The organism is Streptosporangium sp. NPDC005286 (genome assembly GCF_040607515.1).
Classification (GTDB): domain Bacteria; phylum Actinomycetota; class Actinomycetes; order Streptosporangiales; family Streptosporangiaceae; genus Streptosporangium.
The window spans coordinates 21,954-39,981 of record NZ_JBEXGU010000082.1 but is presented as its reverse complement, the minus strand read 5'-3'; the positions used below and the strand labels follow the sequence as shown (position 1 = coordinate 39,981).

Sequence of the window (18,028 nt, the reverse complement as noted above, 5' to 3'; positions counted from 1 at the left end):
GCCGCCGGCGCCGCCACCATGAGCCTGCTCATCCGCCTGCTCGACCATCACCGCGACAAGCGCTGAGCGGCCGACCTCGAATCGGGCCGCACCGGCCTGACCGGCGCTTCACCGGCTGAGTATGGATCCTCCGGTCATGACCGCCACCGGCGCGCCCGCTCCGATCTTCATCGCCCAGGATTCCGCCATGAGGCCGAAGGGGAACAGCACCAAGGCCGGGCCGAGCAGGACGACGCTCATCACCGACTACGCACCGGACGGATCGACGAGTGCCCGATCCGTCCGGTGCACAGTACGTACAGCCCTCCCGGATCATGGTGCGGGCGGTCTAGCGTAGGCGCCGTGAGTGAGCGAGTGACGAGTACGGGCCGGGTGGTGGTGCTGGTCCTGCCGGACGTGAACCTGCTGGACCTGGGCGGTCCTGCGCAGGTTTTCGACACCGCGGCGCATCTGGGTGCCGATTACCGGCTGGAGTTCGTGTCCGATGCCGAAGAGGCGGTGTCGGCACAGGGACTGAGGCTGGCCGGACTCGGCGGTCTGCTGCCGACCGAGCCCGGTGACCTGGTGCTGGTGCCGGGACCCCGGCTGAGGGATCTTCAGCCGGGCGAGCCGTTGGTTCCCGACTCGGTGACGCAATGGCTGCGTACGGCACAGCGCTGCGGGGCCCGGATAGCGTCGGTGTGCAGCGGCGCGGCGGCGCTGGGCGAGGCAGGGCTGCTGGACGGACGCCGGTGCACCACCCACTGGTCGCTCATCGAGGCGATGCGGCAGAGATACCCGGCGGCCCGGGTCCAGGACGGGGTGCTGTACGTCCACGACGGCCCGGTGAGCACCAGCGCGGGGATCTCAGCCGGGATCGATCTGGCGCTGTCGCTGGTGGAACGCGACCACGGCCCCGCCCTCGCCGCCGCGGTCGCCCGGGAACTGGTGGTCTATCTGCGGCGAAACGGTTCGGCGACCCAGATCAGTCCCTTTCTCCAGCACCGTTCGCACCTGCATCCGGCCGTCCACCGCGTACAGGACCATCTCGCCCAGCACCTGGACACCCCACACACCCTCGCCGAGTTGGCCGTGGTGGCACACCTGTCCCCGCGCGGTCTGAGCCGGGCGTTCAGCACGTCGATCGGCATCAGCCCCCTGGAATACCAGCAGCAACTGCGCCTGGAACGGGCTTCGAGGCTGCTGGCCGACACGGACCTCGGCGTGGATGCCGTAGCGAGCCGTTGTGGCTTCCGCGATGTCCGGCACTTCCGCCGCCTGTTCTCCGCCCGGTACGGGATGCCCCCGTCCGCGGCGCGCAAGCACGCGCGCTGAGCGGCATACCTCACCCTGATTCCCCTTTCACGGCGCCGATCGCGCTGCCGTGATTTCGCTATGCTTCAATGGCCGTCACAGAAGAGAGCCTCCTGTGTCCCCTGTCCACAGCGGTCTGACCATGCCCGTCGTGCGCCGGATCGGGCGTGTCCTGCTGGGCGCCGCCTTGTTCCTCGCCTCCCTGGGCGGGATCTGCGCCGCCGGTGTCACCACCGTGATGGGCCAGAGCTACCCCCTGTCTGATCAGCGCCCGCCTGCCCGGGGCTGGCCGGCCCCCAAGGCGATACCCGGCGGACGGATCACTGTCGCGATCGTGGTCAGCAACGCCGGCTCGGTCTCCGCCGACGTTCTCGCCCCCTACGAGGTCTTCGCCCGGTCGGAAAGATTCGCCGTCTACACCGTCGCGGCCCGGCGAACCCCGTCCCCGCTTTCCGGCGGTCTGCACCTGCTGCCCGACCACACCCTGGAAGAGGTCGGGACAGGCGCCGTTTCCGAACCGGACGTGGTGGTGGTGCCCGCCGTCATCGATCCCACCGGCACGGCGGAGAAGCCGTTGCGTGAGTGGATCGCCGCGCGGTCCCGGTACGGCGCCCGCCTGCTGGGCGTCTGCGCGGGCTCGGAACTCCTCGCGGCCGCCGGTGTGCTCGACAATCGCCAGGCGACCTCCTTCTGGGCCAACATCGGCTCCCTGAAGCGGAACCACCCCAAGGTGCGGTGGCAGAGCGGCGAACGCTATGTGGAGGACGGCGCGATCACCACCACGGCGGGCATCACCTCCGGCGCCGTCGGCGCGCTACGCCTGGTCGAGCGGTTCGCGGGCGCGGCGGAGGCCCAGCGGATCGGGAGCGCGCTCCACTATCCCGGCTGGAGTCTGGGCGGCTCCACCGCGATCACCCCGAACCACCTCGCCCTGTCCGACCTGCCGTACGTGCTGAACGCGGCGTTCCCCTGGTGGCGCCCCACGATCGGCATCGGGCTGGTGGAGGGAGTGGGAGAGATCGACGCCGCCGCGGCGTTCGAGGTCTACTCCGGTGTCTCCTTCAGCGCCCGCGCGATCCCGATCAGCGCCACCGGAACGGTCACCACGCGGCACGGTGTGGTCCTGCTCACCGAACCAGCGGGGACGGCGGTGCCGCGTGTGGACCGGTTCGTGGTTCCGGGCGTGCGCGGCGACCTGACGCCCGCCCTGGCGAGCTGGGCGTCAGGACGGAGTCTCACACCGGAACTGCCCGGCGGCGGCCGGCGGGACGGCGAGTTCGGTTTCGACCCGATGCTCCGTGACCTCGCCGCCCATGCCGACAGCGCCACGGCCCGGACCACCGCCAAGTTCTCCGAATATCCCGTCGGACAGCTGCGCCTTTCCGGGGCCGGCTGGCCTTGGCGTCCCACAGTGATCTTCGTCGTCGCCCTGGCCGTCTCCGTCGGCGTCGGCATGCTCACCGTCGCCATACCGCGCCTGCTCCGCCGCCGTACGGCCGGCACAGTCTCGCGTTCTGGCAGGGGCGGGCCGGGGACGACGCCGGCGCGGTAGGCACGCTACAAGAAGTGCTGTCCGACCGGTTGCGGGTGCTAGGAGGACGCCTTCACGGCGGTCTTCTCCGCAGCCGGGGAGGTGCCGCGGGCCGAGCTCGCCAGGATGCCCCAGAGAGCGCCGGCCAGCACCACCGCGCCCCCCGCGAGTTGCTGCCAGGTCAGGGTCCCGCCCAGCAGCAGCCAGGTGGCGAGCACCGTCACGACGGGCTCCAGCATGCTGAGAATCGACGCGCGTACCGGGCCGAGCGTCGTGGCCCCGGCGAAGAACAGGGCGATCGCGAGCACCGTCGACACGAGCGCCACCGCCGTCGCCCAGACCCAGCCCGCCGGCGCGAAGCCGAGGTCCAGCCCGCCCGATGCCAGCCCGAGCAGGGCGAACGAGCCGGTGGCGAACATCGACAGGTAGGCCGTGGTGACCGAGGGGGACAGCGAGGCGGAGACCCGGCTGCCCACGATGATGTACAGGGCGTAGGCCACGGCGGCCCCGACCGCCGCGAGCAGACCGGGAACGTCGAGGCCGGTGTCCAGACGGCCCACCACCAGGGTCAGCCCGGCCAGTGACACCAGGATCGGCCCGGCGACGGTCCAGCTCATGCGAGTGCGCTCCACCACCGCCGACAGGATGGACACGAGCGCCGGATACAGGTACAGCAGCAGTACGGCGAGGGCCGGCGAGATGCGCTGGACCGCCGTGAAGTAGAGCAGCGACTGGGCCGCGTACATGCCGCCGCCCAGCAGTGCGAGGGTCGCCCACTGCCGTCCGGTCAGCCGCCCGAGCCTGCCGCGCACTCCCAGCCATCCGAGGAACACCGCCGTCGCGATCGCGAACCGCAGCATGAGGAGCGTCGTCACCGACATCCCCGTGCCGTACGCGAAGGAGGCGAAGACGGGCATGAGCCCGAACGCCGCCGCCGAGATCAGGATCGCCGCGATCCCGCGCCGCATCACCATCACCACCTCCGGCGATCATTGTGACCTATGGGACTTCATCCCTGTTATCGGGTACCTTCGGCGGCTGGACGGTCCTGCCACACGGTGTCCTGAGCGGCGGTGACGGTGATCGGGACGTGATCGCGCTAGGCTGAGCAGGGCCGAGGATCCGTGCCGGTGCGGCCCGCCCGTCCCCGAGGCGCGGCACCCCGCTGCCGTCGGCGGTCCCTACTCGCCGATAGGTCGTGCCGGGCATCCACCGCGTGTAGGGAGAGGCATGCGCTCGAAACAGGCGAGGTTCGAGACAGTGACCGAGCCAGTCGATCCCCCCGGGCCGCGTCGCTCGCACTATGGTGTCCTGGCGATGATCGCCGCCGGTGGCGCGATCGGCACGGGTGCCCGTTACGGTGCCGCCCTGCTGTGGCCGACCGCGGCCGGTTCCTTCCCGTGGACCACGTTCTGCGTCAATGTGGTGGGCTGCCTGCTGATCGGGGTCCTGCTGGTGGTGCTGACCGAGGTGTGGACGGCACCGGCCTGGGTGCGGCCGTTCCTCGCCACCGGAGTGCTGGGCGGGTTCACCACCTTCTCCACCTACTGCCTGGACATCGAGCGCCTGGTCTCCGGTGGCAGGACCGGCCTGGCACTCGGCTACCTGGCGGCGACGCTCCTGGCGGCCCTGGCCGCGGTGGTCACCGGCGCGTGGGCCACCCGCCGGCTCCTGGTGAGGAGAATACGATGATCCCGCCTGGACGGGCGCTGCGGTTGACGATCTTCACCGACGACACCGACACCTGGCGCCACCGCCCCCTGTACAGCGAGATCGTGCACCGCGCCCATGCCGCCGGGCTGGCCGGGGCATCGGTCTTCCGCGGCGTGGAGGGTTTCGGGACCACCTCGATCGTGCACACCACCCGGTTGCTGTCGATGACCGACGACCTGCCGGTGACCATCGTGATCATCGATACCGAGGAGCGGATCCGCGCCTTCCTGCCCCGGCTGGACGACCTGCTCACCGAGAGCCTGGCCGTTCTGGACGAGGTCGAGGTCGTTCGCCCCCGTGACGGACGGGCGCAGTGAACTGGCTGCTGGTGCTGCTCGGCGGCGCGGTCGGCGCGCCGTTGCGCTACCTGACCGACCGGGCCGTGCAGGCACGCCACGACACGGTCTTCCCCTGGGGCACCTTCACGGTCAACGTGGCTGGCTCGCTGATCCTGGGCGTCCTGGCCGGGGCCGCACTGTCCGGGGCGGCGGGCACCGGCGTGCAGTTGCTGCTGGGCACCGGCTTCTGCGGGGCGCTGACCACGTACTCGACGTTCTCCTACGAGACGCTGCGGCTGGCCGAGACCGGCGCGGTGTTCTTCGCCGTCGCCAACGTCGTCGCCTCGATCGTCGCCGGCCTGGGAGCGGTGTTCGCCGGTCTCACCCTCGCCCAGGCGATCTTCGGGTGAGCCACCCGTACGAAGGCCTGGGAACTTCGTACGGGCGGCCCCCATCGGCGGCCGGGTCTTCGAGAGCGGCGCGAGAACCGACGCGGTTCACTCCCCGTCGAAGGGGCGAGCCATCTCGTCCAAGACGTCGTCCATGACCTCGCGCAGGGTTCGGGTCTCGTACTCGTCGGTCCACATGTGCGTGGCGATGCGCAGTGAGACCAGGAAGGCGGCCGCCATCACCCGAGATCGGGCGCTGGTCTCGGAGTCGCCGCCGCGCTCTGCGATGACCTGGGCGAGCTCGCGTTCGAGGTTGGCGTGGTTGGCCAGTTGCCTGGCCAGGAGCGAGGGGTGCCTCTTGGCGAGCCTGGCGCGGATCACCCACTCCCTTTCCGGTCCGCCCACTTCGCTGTAGAGATCGTGTACCGCTCCGCGCAGCGCCCGCCAGGCCGATTCCTCTGCGGGGCGGGTGCGGACCCGCTCGAGCAGCAGGCGGACGCGCTGCTCGTCGCCGTAGAGGAGGGCGTCCTCCTTGCCGGCGAAGTAGTTGGAGAAGGTTCGTCGCGAGATGTTGGCGGCGTCGGCGATGGCCTCGACGGTGACGTGGTCCAGGCCGTGCTCCACGGTCAGCCGTAGCGCGGCCTCGTGAACCGCCTGCCGCGTCTCGGCCTTCTTGCGCTCGCGCAACCCCATTGTGATCTGCATAACACGGACAGCCTAACGCCTGACACCATATATGCCCAGTGGGCAAACTTTCTCAATGGGCATGTATGGTGTCATGGCCTGTTCCAGTTACCCGTACGTGGAGGTCGTGTGAGCACCCAAGCGGTCATGCCGCAAAGCACGGAGCCGATGACTCATCGGCAGATTCTCGAAGCGCTCAGCGGCCTGCTTCTGGTGCTGTTCGTCGCGATGATCAGCGGCACGATCGTGTCGGTGGCGCTGCCACAGATCATCGGCGCGCTCGACGGGACCCAGTCCCAGTACACCTGGGTGATCACCGCGTCACTGCTCGCCGCGACCGCCTCCACCCCGATCTGGGGCCGGCTGGCGGACCTGTTCAGCAAGAAGCTGCTCCTCCAGATCTCCATCGTCATCTTCATGCTCAGCTCGCTGGCCTGCGGGTTCGCGCAGAACGCCGGCCAGCTCATCGCCTTCCGCGCCATCCAGGGCCTGGGTATGGGGGCCCTGCAGGTCCTGGTCCAGGTCATCATCGCCGCGATGATCAGCCCCAAGGAGCGGGGACGCTACAACGGCTATCTGGGCGGGGTGATGGCCGTGGCCACCGTGGGTGGCCCGCTCCTCGGCGGCCTGATCGCCGACACCTCATGGCTGGGCTGGCGCTGGTGCTTCTTCATCGCCGTGCCGTTCACGGCGATCGCCTTCGTCCTGCTGCACAAGACGCTCAAGGTGGTCTCGGTCCGCCGCCCGAATGTCAAGATCGACTACGCGGGCGCCACGCTGATCGCCGCGGGCGTCAGCGTCCTGCTCATCTGGATCACCTTCGTCGGCAACTCCTTCGACTGGATCTCCTGGCAGACCGCGGTCATGGCCGGCGGCGGGATTCTGATCCTGGCCGTCGCCACCTGGGTGGAGTCACGGGTCAGCGAGCCGGTCGTGCCGATACACATCGTCCGCAGGCGCACCCCCGCCCTGGCCATCGTGGCCAGCCTCGCGGTGGGCATGGCGATGTTCGGCGGAGCGGTCTTCCTGGGGCAGTACTTCCAGATCGGTCGTGGCTACAGCCCCACCCAGGCCGGGCTGCTGACCATCCCGATGATGTTCGGCGTGCTGCTCTCCTCCACGATCTCCGGGCGGCTCGTGTCCAAGAGCGGCAAGGTCAAGCCGTACATCGTGGCGGGTTCCGTGGTGCTCACCCTCGGATTCCTCGGCCTGTCCCTCATCGACCACGAGACCTCGCTGGTGCTCATCTCGGCCGCGATGATGCTGGTCGGCATCGGCGTCGGCATGTCCATGCAGAACCTGGTGCTGGTCATCCAGAACGTCGTCCCGCTGCGGGAACTGGGTGCCGCCAGCGGCGCCATCACCTTCTTCCGCTCGCTGGGCGGCACCATCGGAGTCTCGGTGCTGGGCGCGGTCCTGGCCAGCCGGGTGGCCACCGGTATCGCCGAGGGCTTCGCGAAGGCGGGCATCCGGCCGTCCGGCTCCGGGGGCAGCACCCTCAACCTTGAGGCGCTGCCCGAAGCCGCGAGGACCGTCGTGCGCGCGGCGTACGGCGATGCCACCGGGCACATCTTCCTGATCTCCGCCGCGATCGCCGCGGTGGGCGTCGTCGCCGTGCTCTTCCTCAAGCCGACCAGGCTGCGCGACACCGTGGACCTGGCGGATTGAGTGGATGACGACGGCCCGCCCCGCGAGGTCGCGGGGCGGGCCGTCACCGTCCTGCCCCGCCCGGGCTCACCGGGCGGGACCCGGCACGGTCACTCCTCCTCTTCCTCGTCTTCGAAGATCTCCTCGACCAGCTCGGCGGCCACGTAGCCGCCGACCAGGCCGGCCGCGCCGGCGGCCACCACCGCTCCCATTCCCGGACCGCTGTGACCGCCGTGACCGCCATGGTGACCACCCTGGTGGGCGTACGGGTCGTGGCCACCGCCGTGGGCGTACGGGGCGTGGCCGCCCTGGTGGGCGTACGGGTCGTGGCCGCCGTAGTGACCGCCGCCGCCGTGCGAGTACTGGGACAGTGCGGCCAACCAGCCGTTGATCTCCGAGGCCCAGTCGCGGTGCGCCGCCTCCTGGTGGCTGGTCTGCCAGCGGCCGAAGGCGTCACCGCCGGAGCCGTAGCCGCCGGTACGCTTGTCGGCCTCCAGGACGATGTCCAGCCCACCGGGGTTGGCGATGAAGGTCAGCTCGACCTCGTTGATCTGCCCGGAGTAGGCGGGCGGCGGGTAGAACTCGATCTCCTGGTAGAACGGCAGCTGCTGGCTCACCCCGTAGATGTGGCCATGCTCCAGGTCGGCGCTCTTGAAGTGGAAGCCGAGCTGGGAGAACGCCCGCAGGAACGCCTCCTGGGAGGCCAGCGGCTCGATCTCGACCGGATCCATGTCGCCCTTGTCGACCGCCGCGGCGATCGCCAGCTCGGTGCGCACCCCCATGCCCATGCCGTGCAGGTGCTGCCCGGCGATCTCGGTGATCGGTGCCTCCCAGGGGACGGGGAACTGGAAGGGGACGGTCCTGTCCTCTCCGCTGCGCAGCCGGAACGGTCCAGAGACCTGTGTACGGTGAAGTTCCATCAGGCCGATCTGCTCACCCTCGCCGTGCTCAGATTCCACCCGGGTGACCAGGCCAAGCGTGATGTACTCGATGTCGGCGTCGAAGTCGCCGCCCTTGATCCTTACCTCGCCGCGCAGCAGCCCGCCGGGTTGCACGCGGGGGGTGGACAGGACGGTGTCCACCGACGGGGCCCCGACACCGAAGGCTCCCAGCATCCGTTTGAAGATCACGGCTTCCTCTCCTGCTTGTCCGTTGAACGTGACCGAAGAGCAAACGATCACCAGGCGTTCTGGGTTCCCGGCCTCTGCCGCAGTCAGGCGGCGAAGCCGGTGATGTCGCGGTCGTGGTGGCGGTGGACGGCGATCGCCTCGGCGAACGCCTCGCTGAGGCCGTCGCCTCCGGTGACCACCCCCGGGGATCCGGGGAGCGCCGCGGCCTCCAGCAGCGTCGTGCCCGAGCCGACCGCGCCGATGGCCTTGCCGTGCTTGAAAGCCTCCCTGACGAAGTGGACGGCGTTCCCGACGGCTGACAGGGCCGCGCCGTCGGTCAGCAGGACCGCGTCGTAGAGCACCGAGGAGACCGTTCCCAAAGAACGGTCCACGCTCAGCGGTCCGGCCTGACCCTCGTGCGGCGCCAGCACCTCGCAGATCGCTCCCCGGTCTTCGAGCGCCTGCCGCACCGGGGCCAGGGCGTCCGCGTCGCTTCCGTCGGCCGCCAGGATCGCGACCTTGCGGGTGGCGATACCGGCCGGTGGCTGGGCGGCCTGGCTCAGCGCGGGAGAGGCCAGGTCATGACCGTCCTGGGCCGGTGGGACCGGCAGGCCCAGCCCCTGGGCCACCCGGGTGGCCAGCTCCGTGTGGACACCGGCGAGCTGGGCGAGGACGCCTTCTCTGATGGGCTTGCGCCGCACATGGCCCAGCTCGAACAGGAAGGCCGCGACGATGTGGTCACGCTCCCAGCCCGACATGCTGTTCCAGAACAGCCGGGCCTGACCGTGGTGGTCGGCGAAGCTGGGACTGCGCTCGCGGATCTTCCGTCCGTCCACCCGCTCCTGGTAGTGGACGTAGCCGTCCCCGGCCATGGGGCAGCCGCCGCTGATCGAGTTGATCGAGTAACTGGTGCGGGAGGTGTGGACGGCGCCCTGGTGGTAACCGTCGCGCTGGTCGTTGTTGACCGTGGCCACCGGCCGGTTGACCGGGATCTGCGCGAAGTTGGGGCCACCGAGCCTGATGAGCTGCGTGTCGAGATAGGAGAACAGCCTGGCCTGCAGCAGCGGGTCGTTGGTGAAGTCGATGCCCGGCACCACGTTGGCCACGTGAAAGGCGACCTGCTCGGTCTCGGCGAAGAAGTTGTCGGGGTTGCGGTCGAGCACCAGCGTGCCCACCGGGCGCAGCGGCACCACCTCCTCTGGGATGATCTTCGTCGCGTCGAGCAGGTCGAAGTCGAACTCGTGCTCCCGCTCCTCTGGCACGAGCTGCACGGCCAGCTCCCAGCGCGCCGGGGTACCGGCCTCGATCGTGTCCCACAGGTCACGCCGGTTGAAGTCGGGGTCGTTGCCCTGCAGGCGCAGTACCTCGTCCCACACCAGCGAGTGGGTACCGAGCTCGGGCCGCCAGTGGAACTTGACGAACGTACCGCGCCCTTCGGCGTTGACCAGCCGGAAGGTGTGCACTCCGAAGCCCTGCATCATCCGGTAGCTGCGCGGGATGGCCCGATCGCTCATCAGCCACATGATCATGTGCAGTGTCTCCGGCTGGAGCTGGACGAAGTCCCAGAAGGTGTCGTGGGCCGACTGCGCCTGCGGGATCTCGTTGTGCGGCTCGGGCTTGACCGCGTGCACGAAGTCGGGGAACTTGATGCCGTCCTGGATGAAGAAGACGGGGAAGTTGTTGCCGACCAGGTCGAAGTTGCCCTGCTCGGTGTAGAACTTGGTCGCGAAACCGCGCACGTCCCGCACCGTGTCGGCCGAGCCGCGTGAGCCCGCCACCGTGGAGAACCTGACGAACACCGGAGTCGTGAGCGAGGTGTCGCACAGGAAACGCGCCGAGGTGAACTCCTCCAGCGAGTCATGGAGCCGGAAGTAACCGTAGGCTCCGGCGCCCCTGGCGTGCACCACGCGCTCGGGGATGCGTTCGTGGTCGAACCTGGTGATCTTCTCCCGGAAGTGGAAGTCCTCCATCAGCGTCGGGCCGCGCACTCCGGCTCTCAGGGAGTTGTCGCTGTCCTCGACGCGAATGCCCTGGTCGGTCGTGAGCGGGCCGTCGTCTGCGTTGACGCGGTACCGGTCGAGCTGGCGGCTCTTCGCCGTCTCCTCGCTTGACATATCCGTGCTCCTGAGTAGCTGGCCATCAAACAATCACCTGTTGCCCAGCTGCCGAGTGGATATCCGCGCTGCTCAGCCTGGCCACGGTAAGCGGATGGGCCGTTTTCTCCCGGGCGGCGCCGATAGGGCACGGAGGTACCGCCCGCCGACTCGGCGGCGGGCGAATGTCCTGCCGGTTGTCACGAAGTGTGCCGGATGCGCCGTCCGGTGATCTCGCTGGGGACGATCCTGAGATAGAGCTCGCGGTCGCCGCCCGCCCATGGCTCGACTCCCGAGGCGGCGGCCTCGGCCTGCTCGTCGGCGGAGACGTGGTGGGCGCCACCTCGGATGAGCACGCTCCATCCTTCGCGGGCGGCGTCGTCGATCCGGTCGATCTCGAATGAGATCTTGAACTCGACCCCCTGGACGCCGGTGCGCAGGTTGCTGTCGAGGGGACCGCCGACCGCGGTGCGGACGATCACCGAGTTGTCGTGCAGTACGTAGTTGACCGGCAGGATCGTCAGTCCCGCGGGCTCCTCGAAGGCAACCCTGCCGACACCGCCGGGGGAGATCAGCCGCAGGCACTCCTCGGGCTGCAGCTTCTCCAGGTGGGCGTGGGGGGCGGGGCGGCCGTGCCCGGAGGGCAGGTTCATCGTCGCGCCGAGGAGCTCCTCAATGTCGGTGTTCAGGGCGGTGGCCAGTTTGCGCACGGTGTCGAGGGTGGGGGAGGCGGCGGTCTCCTCCAGATAGCCGAGATATCCGGGGTCGATGCCGGCCCGGTCAGCCAGTTGCTCGCGGCTCAGCTGCAACTCCTCGCGTCGCCTGGCCAGCCGGCGGCCCAGGTCGCCCGGGGTTGCCATATGTTCGGTCATCAAAATCTCCCATTAGAACAGAACGAGCAAAGATCTGGCATCGTCAATCTGACCGTGCAGGGGCTTTGCGGGTTTTTCGGCCACCGCCCCTCTCCCCTTCCGAGAGGAAAACAGTACCCGGCGGGGCGGCGGGCCGCCTCGGGGTGAATCGCCCTCGCGGGGATGTTCCCCTCAGCCGGTATTCCACCACGGGCAGGGTACGAAGATGGGGGCCGGAAGTCCCCGGCGAGCAGGTCTTTCGGCCACTGCGGAGAACGTGGGGAACCGGTCTGATGGAGGGGAGAGGCGGAGGGGGAGAAGATGACAGCGCAGGTGGTGGCGGGTACGGAAGGCTCGCCTTCCTGGTGGGCCGGCGACGACGCCGTGCCGGGTTCGACGACACGCCATGCCCGGGGTGAGGCGTGATGGACGTGCAGAGCCTCAGGGTGGCACGGGTGATGAGCCGGACGCTGGTCGTCGTCGAACCCGACGAGTCCCCGCTCATGGCCTGGGAGATCATGCGTCGCGCGGGTGTCCATCACCTGCCGGTCGTCGACCGGAACGGCTGCCTGCGCGGTGTTCTCACCCAGGAGGATCTCGCCGCCCGCTGGTCAGGCGGCCCGGTCGAGCAGTCGCGCGCTCAGGTCCACTCGTTGCTGGCCGAGCATCGCTGCCCGCACACCACCCTCGACGCGCGCCTGGTCGACGCGGCGGCGGCCATGATCGGCGCCGGTGTCGACGCGATCCCCGTGCTGGGGGAGTCCAGCAGGCTGGTGGGCATGGTGACCGTCACCGACGTGCTGCGGGCCGTGGCCGGCCTGATCACCGAGGAGGAGGAGCCGCCGGAGCTGATGACGGGGATGTTCCGCCTGGTCCCCGTCCTGCCCAGGTCCCACGGGGCTGACGATTTCTTTACCCGTGATGGAGGCTGAGTCATGATCGCTCGCACCACCGAGGAGATCACCTCGGCGATCCACACGGCGGTCCAGGCCGCCGTGTGGGCACCATCGGTGCACAATACTCAACCGTGGTCCTTCGCCGTCGACGGTGAGGAGATCGCCCTGCGGGCCGACAGCGAGCGGAAACTACGGCTCGGCGATCCCGAGGGCCGGGAAATGCTGATCAGCTGCGGCGCCGCCCTGATGAACGTGCGGCTCGCGCTGCGCGTGCTCGGCTGTGAACCGCAGATGCGCGTGCTGCCCGACCCCGACCGTCCCGCCCTGCTGGCGACGGTACGGATGGGAGCGGCCGTCGCCCCGGACGAGCACACCCGGCTGCTGTACGCCGAGATCGAACGCCGCCGCACCCACCGCGCCGGATTCACCGAGGTGCCCGTGGCGGACCGTCTCATCGAGGCGTTCGTCTGCCAGGCGAGCGCCGAGGGGGCCCGGTTGACGCCGATCAGGTCCGAGGCCGCCGTCCGGGTGCTCGCCGCGCTCACCTGCGCAGCCGAGGACGTGCAGTCCCAGAACCGGCTGCTCACCCTGGAGATGATCCGCTGGGCCCAGCCGCCGGGAAGCCCCCGCACGGACGGGGTTCCGGCGCGGGGCTACCCGCGCGAGCCCAGACGGACCCGTCCGCACTTCGCCCAGCGCGACTACACCCACGGTCACCCCTGGGGCGACGACGCCGACCAGTTCCGCTCCGCCTCCACCGGAACCGTGGCGGTGCTGACCACGCCGGGGGACTCCCGCGAGGACTGGATCGCGGCGGGCCAGGCGCTGCAGCGGGTCCTGCTGCACGCCTCCGCCTACGACGTCAGCGCGGCCTTCCACACCCAGGCGCTGGAGATGTTCCACCTGCGGGAGTTCCTGCGCCAGGAACTGCTGTCGGGCGAGCACCCCCAGATGATCATGCGCCTGGGCTTCACCTCCGACGAGAGCGAGGGCATCCGGCGGCCGGTCACCGATGTACTGGAAGAACGCGGGCCGGGCTGATCCGAAGGTCACGAAGTAGCGGCGGGGGCGGCCAGGTCCTCCGATGCCCTCACGGCTCGATCAGGCCCGCGCGGATGGCGTACCTGGTGAGGTCGAGCCGGTCGCGCATGCCGAGTTTCTGCAGGATGTTGGCCCGATGCCGATCGACTGTCTTCGCGCTGATGAACAGGGTCTCGGCGATCTGCTTGGCCGAGTTGCCTTCGGCGATCAGCTTGACGATCTCCTCCTCGCGCGGGGTCAGGATGCTCTCCGGAATCGCCTCTCCCAGCCTGTCGCGCTGCAGGTAGTGCCGGATCAGGGCGGTGACGGCGCCCGGATACAGGAACGGCTCGCCTCGCATCGCCGCCCTGCACGCCTCCAGCAGGTCACGGTCGGCCACCGACTTCAGCACGTACCCCGAGGCCCCCGCCTTGAGCGCCTCGAAGAAGTACTGCTCGTTGTCGTACATCGACAGGATCAGCAGCCGGATGCCGGGCGCGCGCCGTGAGATCTCGCGGGCCGCCTGCAGGCCGGTCATCCGTGGCATCGCGATGTCGAGGATCGCCAGGTCGACCGCCTCAGGTACGGCCGCCTCCACCGCCTCGGCGCCGTTGGCCGCCTCGGCCACCACGGTGAGGTCGGGCTCGGCGTCCAGAATCAGCCGCAGCCCGCGGCGGACCAGGGCGTGGTCGTCGGCCAGCAGGATCCTGGTGGGGTTCATCGGCTTCCTTGTTTGTTCTCGGCCGGCACGGTGAGCCGGACGTCGGTGCCGCCGCCCTGGGGAGAGGTCACGGTCAGGCGGGCGCCGATGAGCATGGCGCGCTCGCGCATCCCGCGGATCCCCGCCCCGTCCTGGCGCACGCCACCGCGGCCGTTGTCGGTGATGCGCAACTCCAGGCCGCTGGGCCCCGCGGTCAGGGACAGCTCGACTCGGGAGGCGCAGGCGTGCCTGGCCGCGTTGGTCAGGCCCTCCTGGGCGATGCGGTAAATGACCAGTTCGACGTCCTCGCTCAGCGAGGGCAGTTCTGGATCGACCCTGCGGGTCACGGGAACGCCGCTGCTCTGGGAGAAGTCGCTGCTCAGCGCGTTGAGGGCGCTCTGCAGGCCGAGATCCTCCAGCACGCCGGGGCGCAGGCGGCGGGCGACCTGCCCCACCTCGTCCAGGCTGGCGCGGACGCTCTCCTGCACCCCGCGCAGCTCCTCGCGTAGATCGTCGGGTGCACGGTCGGCGGCGTGTTTGAGGCTCAGCAGGACCACGGTGAGGCTCTGGCCGATCTCGTCGTGCAGCTCGCGGGCGATGCGCCGTCGCTCGCCCTCCTGCGCGGCCAGGGCGTGGGCGCTGCTGGCGCTGTGCTCGGCCTCCAGCCGGTCCAGCATCGCGTTGAACGTGTCGATCAGGTGGGTCAGATCGCCGTTGCCGTCGCTGGGCAGCCGGTCCAGCGGATGCAGCAGATTCACCCGCTGCATCAGGGCCGTGAGCGCCTCGAGCGGGGCCAGGCTGGTGCGCAGAAGCAGCGCGTTGGCGGCCAGTATCAGCGCCAGGCCGACCGTCAGCACCGGGATCTCGGTCAGCAGCACCGGCGAGGACACGGTGGCGGGGGAGAGAGCGAGCACCAGCGTGCCGACCGTGAAGACCAGTCCGTTGATCACGAACAGGCGTTTGAACAGGATGCGCGCCGGGCTGCGCGTTCCTGTCACCTTTTCGGGGCGCTCGCTCATCTCATCAGCCTCCCGGCCGCCGAACGGCTTGTCCATGGGGGGCGTCTCCCATCTTCTCGTGCCGCTTCTGCACGTTCCACCCCTGATCAGATGGGTGCTGGCCCTGATGGTGACAGAGCCGCGACACCGATGGGATGGAGGGGCGGCGGACACCAACAGGCAGGAGAGGCGATGAGTACCAACGATGTCGGCATCCTCTGGTTGGAAGCCGCCACCCGTGACGGTGTCACGATAACCGTCAACGCGGTCGCCCGGGCTCTGGTCACCGATCCCGCGGCGTGCGCCTCCTATCCGGGTTCGCCGGGCGCCGCCATGCTGGCCGCAGCCGAAGCCGAGATCCGCCGGTACGTCGGGGAGCGCGATCTGTCGCGGCTGTCCCGGTGTGTCGATCTCGCCGGCGACGCCTATGACGGGACCTGCCACTGGGGCGTCGAGGTGACGCTCGTGGCACTCGCCCGTGTCGAGGTGCGACTCCAGGAGGACCTGATCCGCTGGGCGGAACGACTCGCCTCGTGACCGCGGCTTCGAGTGGAAGGGAGTGACCACCGATATGAACATCACACGTACGACTGTGCCCGGTGAAGGGGTCCTGTTCCACTTCGTCACCCGAGACGGCCAGAACCTGGCGGTCATGGTGGACAGGAACGGATCCCGGCGGATCTTGGTGTACGGCGGGGGTGATGAGCCCTCGCAGGCCATCCACCTGGCGCAGGACGAGGCAGACCAGATCGCCCAGGTCCTGCACAGCCGGTCGGTGGACGACAGGCTGGCCATTCTCGAACAGCGGATGGCCGAGATCGCAGGAGGGACACCGTGAGCACGCCGCCCGCGGTGCGCCATCTCACCCGACAGGAAGGTGCCATGCAAGCGCGCGACATCGCGGTGAGCCTTCCGACGGTCACCACGAGTGACTCCGTCGCGAAGGCCGTACGGGTCATGGTGATCGGCCGCCTGCCCGGACTCATCATCGTGGACGACCGCTCGCGGCCCAAGCTGGTACTTCCGGGCACCCAGGTGCTGAGGCTGGCCGTGCCCGGCTCCTACCAGGAGGATCCCGCGCTGGCCAGAACCATCGACGAGGCCTACGCGGACCAGTTCTGGCAGGACCTGGGCAATCGCACGGTCGGTGACTGCCTGCCGCGCGAGCACGTCAGGCCGGTGACCGTCCCGGTGGACGCGAACCTGCTTGAGGTGGCCGCGCTGATGGCCAGGATACGCAGTCCGATCGTGGCAGTGGTGGAACGCGACGGCTCACTGGCCGGGGCGATCACCCTGGAGCGGCTTCTCACCAGCCTGGCCGTCTTCGGCCTCGGTGAGTCTTGAGCGCGCTGCTCGCCCTAGGGATCTTCCTCGTCGCGTTCTTCTTCATCGCCACCGAAAAGGTGAACAAGGTCAAGGTGGTCCTTGTCGCCGCGGGCGCGATGGCGGTTCTGGGGCTGATACCGGGCTCCGAGGTGTTCTTCTCCGAGCACGAGGGCATCGACTGGAACGTCATCTTCCTGCTACTCGGGATGATGATCATCGTAGGGATCATCAAGCAGACAGGGATCTTCGACTACCTGGCCATCTGGGCGGCGAAACGTTCCAAGGGCGATCCCTACCGGCTCATGGTCATGCTGATGGTGATCACCGCCATCGCCTCGCCCTTCCTCGACAACGTCACCACGATCATGCTGGTGGCGCCGGTCACGGTGGTCGTGTGCGACCGGCTGCGGATTCCGGCCCAGCCGTACCTGATCGCGGAGGTGCTGGCCTCCAACATCGGCGGTGCGGCGACCCTCATCGGAGACCCGCCCAACATCATCATCGGCAGCAGGGCGGGACTGACGTTCAACGACTTCCTGGTGCACATGGCGCCCGTCGTGGTCGTCGTCTTCGTCGCCTTCGTGCTGCTGACCAAGGTGCTGTTCAGAGGGTCCTTCCAGTACAACCCCGAGCACGTCGCCGCGGTGATGGCACTGCAGGAGCGGCGGGCGATCACCGATCCCAAGCTGCTCGTGCGCTGCCTGGCGGTGCTCGCCGCGGTGGTGGTGGGGTTCGGGCTGCACGCGGTGCTGCACATCGAGCCGTCCATCGTGGCGCTCGTGGGAGCGGGAGTGATGCTCCTGCTGTCGCGGGTCTCGGTCTCCGAGGTGCTGTCGGAAGTCGAGTGGCCGACGCTGGTGTTCTTCATCGGGTTGTTCGTGATGGTCGCGGGTCTGGTCGAGACCGGCGTGATCGCGACGGTGGGCACGTGGGCGATCGAGGCGGTCGGCGACGACTACTTCCTCGCGGCGACGTCGCTGCTGTTCGGTTCCAGCGTGCTGGGCGCGTTCTTCGACAACATCCCGTATGTCGCGACGATGGCACCGATCGTCGAGGGGATCGTGGCGCAGGCACCCGACGCGGCGACCGGACAGGCGCTGTGGTGGGCGTTCGCGCTGGGTGCCGACTTCGGCGGCAACGGTACGGCGGTGGCGGCCAGCGCGAACGTGGTCGCGATCGGGATCGCGGCGCGGACGGGTCACCCGATCAGTTTCTGGCAGTTCACCAAGTACGGAATCGTGGTGACGGTGCTGAGCACGCTCATGGCCTGGGCGTACGTCTGGCTGCGTTACTTCATGTGACATCCTCCCCCTCCCACGGGAGGGGGATTTCAACGGTGAGCACCTCACCGGTCTGCCGGCCATCGCCCACTGGCGGGCCAGGCACTTCGTGGTGGTGGAGCGGGCGGCCAGGGGCTCGGGCTGTCCTGCCCGCCGCCACCGAGAACATTGTGGACCGGGTACCGGGGCGCGGGGAGATCGACCTGCCGGGACCGGCCGC

20 protein-coding genes are annotated in these 18,028 nt (G+C 69.2%); 12 read left to right on the top strand and 8 right to left on the bottom strand.

All coding sequences use genetic code 11. The annotated features are described in order from the left end of the window. Positions 1-108: 108 nt before the first annotated feature. Positions 109-240 (bottom strand): hypothetical protein, encoded by a 132-nt coding sequence (locus tag ABZU75_RS26685; protein ID WP_355559570.1) that lies wholly within the window; start codon positions 238-240, stop codon positions 109-111. A gap of 102 nt (positions 241-342) precedes the next feature. On the opposite strand from ABZU75_RS26685, the gene ABZU75_RS26680 reads away from it, so the two are divergent. Together ABZU75_RS26680 and ABZU75_RS26675 are read left to right on the top strand one after the other, a co-directional pair. After that, positions 343-1,314 (top strand): helix-turn-helix domain-containing protein, encoded by a 972-nt coding sequence (locus ABZU75_RS26680; protein ID WP_355559568.1) that lies wholly within the window; start codon positions 343-345, stop codon positions 1,312-1,314. A gap of 94 nt (positions 1,315-1,408) precedes the next feature. Continuing rightward, positions 1,409-2,845, top strand: a complete 1,437-nt coding sequence (locus tag ABZU75_RS26675; RefSeq protein ID WP_355559565.1) for a DJ-1/PfpI family protein — start codon at positions 1,409-1,411, stop codon at positions 2,843-2,845. Positions 2,846-2,883: 38 nt separating this feature from the next. Here ABZU75_RS26675 and ABZU75_RS26670 read toward each other — a convergent pair whose 3' ends face one another. Next, complete coding sequence (locus ABZU75_RS26670) at positions 2,884-3,792, bottom strand: DMT family transporter (RefSeq protein ID WP_355559562.1); 909 nt, start codon at positions 3,790-3,792, stop codon at positions 2,884-2,886. 292 nt (positions 3,793-4,084) lie between these two features. On the opposite strand from ABZU75_RS26670, the gene ABZU75_RS26665 reads away from it, so the two are divergent. From ABZU75_RS26665 to crcB, 3 genes are read left to right on the top strand one after another with little or no spacing between them, the layout of a single operon-like run. Further along, positions 4,085-4,516: a CrcB family protein gene (locus tag ABZU75_RS26665; protein WP_355559560.1), complete on the top strand. Its 432-nt coding sequence runs from the start codon at positions 4,085-4,087 to the stop codon at positions 4,514-4,516. After that, on the top strand, positions 4,513-4,854 hold the full coding sequence (locus tag ABZU75_RS26660) for a DUF190 domain-containing protein (protein ID WP_355559557.1): 342 nt from the start codon (positions 4,513-4,515) through the stop codon (positions 4,852-4,854). The genes ABZU75_RS26665 and ABZU75_RS26660 overlap by 4 nt, the downstream gene beginning before the upstream one ends. Continuing rightward, positions 4,851-5,225: a fluoride efflux transporter CrcB gene (gene crcB, locus ABZU75_RS26655; protein WP_355559554.1), complete on the top strand. Its 375-nt coding sequence runs from the start codon at positions 4,851-4,853 to the stop codon at positions 5,223-5,225. The genes ABZU75_RS26660 and crcB overlap by 4 nt, the downstream gene beginning before the upstream one ends. Before the next feature lie 87 nt (positions 5,226-5,312). On the opposite strand, the gene ABZU75_RS26650 is transcribed toward crcB, so the two are convergent. Continuing rightward, on the bottom strand, positions 5,313-5,909 hold the full coding sequence (locus tag ABZU75_RS26650) for a TetR family transcriptional regulator (RefSeq protein WP_355559551.1): 597 nt from the start codon (positions 5,907-5,909) through the stop codon (positions 5,313-5,315). Between the two features lie 147 nt (positions 5,910-6,056). Between ABZU75_RS26650 and ABZU75_RS26645 the strand changes: the two genes are divergently transcribed. Then, positions 6,057-7,556, top strand: coding sequence for an MDR family MFS transporter (locus ABZU75_RS26645; protein WP_355559573.1), 1,500 nt, complete (start codon positions 6,057-6,059; stop codon positions 7,554-7,556). Between the two features lie 89 nt (positions 7,557-7,645). On the opposite strand, the gene ABZU75_RS26640 is transcribed toward ABZU75_RS26645, so the two are convergent. The 3 genes from ABZU75_RS26640 to ABZU75_RS26630 form a co-directional block, all read right to left on the bottom strand. Beyond that, positions 7,646-8,665 carry a sporulation protein gene (locus ABZU75_RS26640; RefSeq protein ID WP_355559549.1) on the bottom strand — a complete coding sequence of 340 codons (1,020 nt, stop codon included), beginning with the start codon at positions 8,663-8,665 and terminating at the stop codon, positions 7,646-7,648. A gap of 83 nt (positions 8,666-8,748) precedes the next feature. Continuing rightward, positions 8,749-10,758 (bottom strand): catalase, encoded by a 2,010-nt coding sequence (locus ABZU75_RS26635; RefSeq protein ID WP_355559546.1) that lies wholly within the window; start codon positions 10,756-10,758, stop codon positions 8,749-8,751. 179 nt (positions 10,759-10,937) lie between these two features. Further along, a complete protein-coding gene (locus tag ABZU75_RS26630; protein WP_355559544.1) occupies positions 10,938-11,609 on the bottom strand; it encodes a pyridoxamine 5'-phosphate oxidase family protein in 672 nt (223 codons plus the stop codon). 404 nt (positions 11,610-12,013) lie between these two features. On the opposite strand from ABZU75_RS26630, the gene ABZU75_RS26625 reads away from it, so the two are divergent. Beyond that, entirely contained in the window at positions 12,014-12,520 is a 507-nt protein-coding gene (locus ABZU75_RS26625; RefSeq protein ID WP_355559541.1) for a CBS domain-containing protein, read from the top strand. Positions 12,521-12,523: 3 nt separating this feature from the next. Beyond that, on the top strand, positions 12,524-13,525 hold the full coding sequence (locus ABZU75_RS26620) for a hypothetical protein (RefSeq protein ID WP_355559538.1): 1,002 nt from the start codon (positions 12,524-12,526) through the stop codon (positions 13,523-13,525). A gap of 49 nt (positions 13,526-13,574) precedes the next feature. On the opposite strand, the gene ABZU75_RS26615 is transcribed toward ABZU75_RS26620, so the two are convergent. Then, positions 13,575-14,225 carry a response regulator transcription factor gene (locus ABZU75_RS26615; RefSeq protein ID WP_350925976.1) on the bottom strand — a complete coding sequence of 217 codons (651 nt, stop codon included), beginning with the start codon at positions 14,223-14,225 and terminating at the stop codon, positions 13,575-13,577. Next, on the bottom strand, positions 14,222-15,259 hold the full coding sequence (locus tag ABZU75_RS26610) for a HAMP domain-containing sensor histidine kinase (RefSeq protein ID WP_355559535.1): 1,038 nt from the start codon (positions 15,257-15,259) through the stop codon (positions 14,222-14,224). The genes ABZU75_RS26615 and ABZU75_RS26610 overlap by 4 nt, the downstream gene beginning before the upstream one ends. 135 nt (positions 15,260-15,394) lie before the next feature. Between ABZU75_RS26610 and ABZU75_RS26605 the strand changes: the two genes are divergently transcribed. Genes ABZU75_RS26605 through ABZU75_RS26590 form a run of 4 tightly spaced genes read left to right on the top strand, consistent with a single transcriptional unit; the run spans position 15,395 to position 17,829 of the window. Further along, positions 15,395-15,739, top strand: a complete 345-nt coding sequence (locus tag ABZU75_RS26605) for a hypothetical protein (protein WP_355559532.1) — start codon at positions 15,395-15,397, stop codon at positions 15,737-15,739. A 34-nt stretch (positions 15,740-15,773) separates the two neighbouring features. Further along, entirely contained in the window at positions 15,774-16,040 is a 267-nt protein-coding gene (locus tag ABZU75_RS26600; RefSeq protein ID WP_350925982.1) for a hypothetical protein, read from the top strand. Between the two features lie 44 nt (positions 16,041-16,084). Further along, entirely contained in the window at positions 16,085-16,546 is a 462-nt protein-coding gene (locus ABZU75_RS26595) for a CBS domain-containing protein (RefSeq protein WP_355559529.1), read from the top strand. Beyond that, positions 16,543-17,829 carry an ArsB/NhaD family transporter gene (locus ABZU75_RS26590; RefSeq protein WP_355559526.1) on the top strand — a complete coding sequence of 429 codons (1,287 nt, stop codon included), beginning with the start codon at positions 16,543-16,545 and terminating at the stop codon, positions 17,827-17,829. Before ABZU75_RS26595 ends, ABZU75_RS26590 begins: the two co-directional genes overlap by 4 nt. The last annotated feature ends 199 nt before the right edge of the window (positions 17,830-18,028 follow it).

Coding starts and splice junctions, on each gene's coding strand:
- ABZU75_RS26685 (WP_355559570.1), bottom strand. CDS start 240: ATGAGCGTCGTCCTGCTCGGCCCGGCCTTGGTGCTGTTCCCCTTCGGC.
- ABZU75_RS26670 (WP_355559562.1), bottom strand. CDS start 3,792: ATGCGGCGCGGGATCGCGGCGATCCTGATCTCGGCGGCGGCGTTCGGG.
- ABZU75_RS26660 (WP_355559557.1), top strand. CDS start 4,513: ATGATCCCGCCTGGACGGGCGCTGCGGTTGACGATCTTCACCGACGAC.
- ABZU75_RS26650 (WP_355559551.1), bottom strand. CDS start 5,909: ATGCAGATCACAATGGGGTTGCGCGAGCGCAAGAAGGCCGAGACGCGG.
- ABZU75_RS26645 (WP_355559573.1), top strand. CDS start 6,057: ATGACTCATCGGCAGATTCTCGAAGCGCTCAGCGGCCTGCTTCTGGTG.
- ABZU75_RS26635 (WP_355559546.1), bottom strand. CDS start 10,758: ATGTCAAGCGAGGAGACGGCGAAGAGCCGCCAGCTCGACCGGTACCGC.
- ABZU75_RS26630 (WP_355559544.1), bottom strand. CDS start 11,609: ATGACCGAACATATGGCAACCCCGGGCGACCTGGGCCGCCGGCTGGCC.
- ABZU75_RS26625 (WP_355559541.1), top strand. CDS start 12,014: ATGGACGTGCAGAGCCTCAGGGTGGCACGGGTGATGAGCCGGACGCTG.
- ABZU75_RS26620 (WP_355559538.1), top strand. CDS start 12,524: ATGATCGCTCGCACCACCGAGGAGATCACCTCGGCGATCCACACGGCG.
- ABZU75_RS26615 (WP_350925976.1), bottom strand. CDS start 14,225: ATGAACCCCACCAGGATCCTGCTGGCCGACGACCACGCCCTGGTCCGC.
- ABZU75_RS26610 (WP_355559535.1), bottom strand. CDS start 15,259: ATGGACAAGCCGTTCGGCGGCCGGGAGGCTGATGAGATGAGCGAGCGC.
- ABZU75_RS26605 (WP_355559532.1), top strand. CDS start 15,395: ATGAGTACCAACGATGTCGGCATCCTCTGGTTGGAAGCCGCCACCCGT.
- ABZU75_RS26600 (WP_350925982.1), top strand. CDS start 15,774: ATGAACATCACACGTACGACTGTGCCCGGTGAAGGGGTCCTGTTCCAC.
- ABZU75_RS26595 (WP_355559529.1), top strand. CDS start 16,085: ATGCAAGCGCGCGACATCGCGGTGAGCCTTCCGACGGTCACCACGAGT.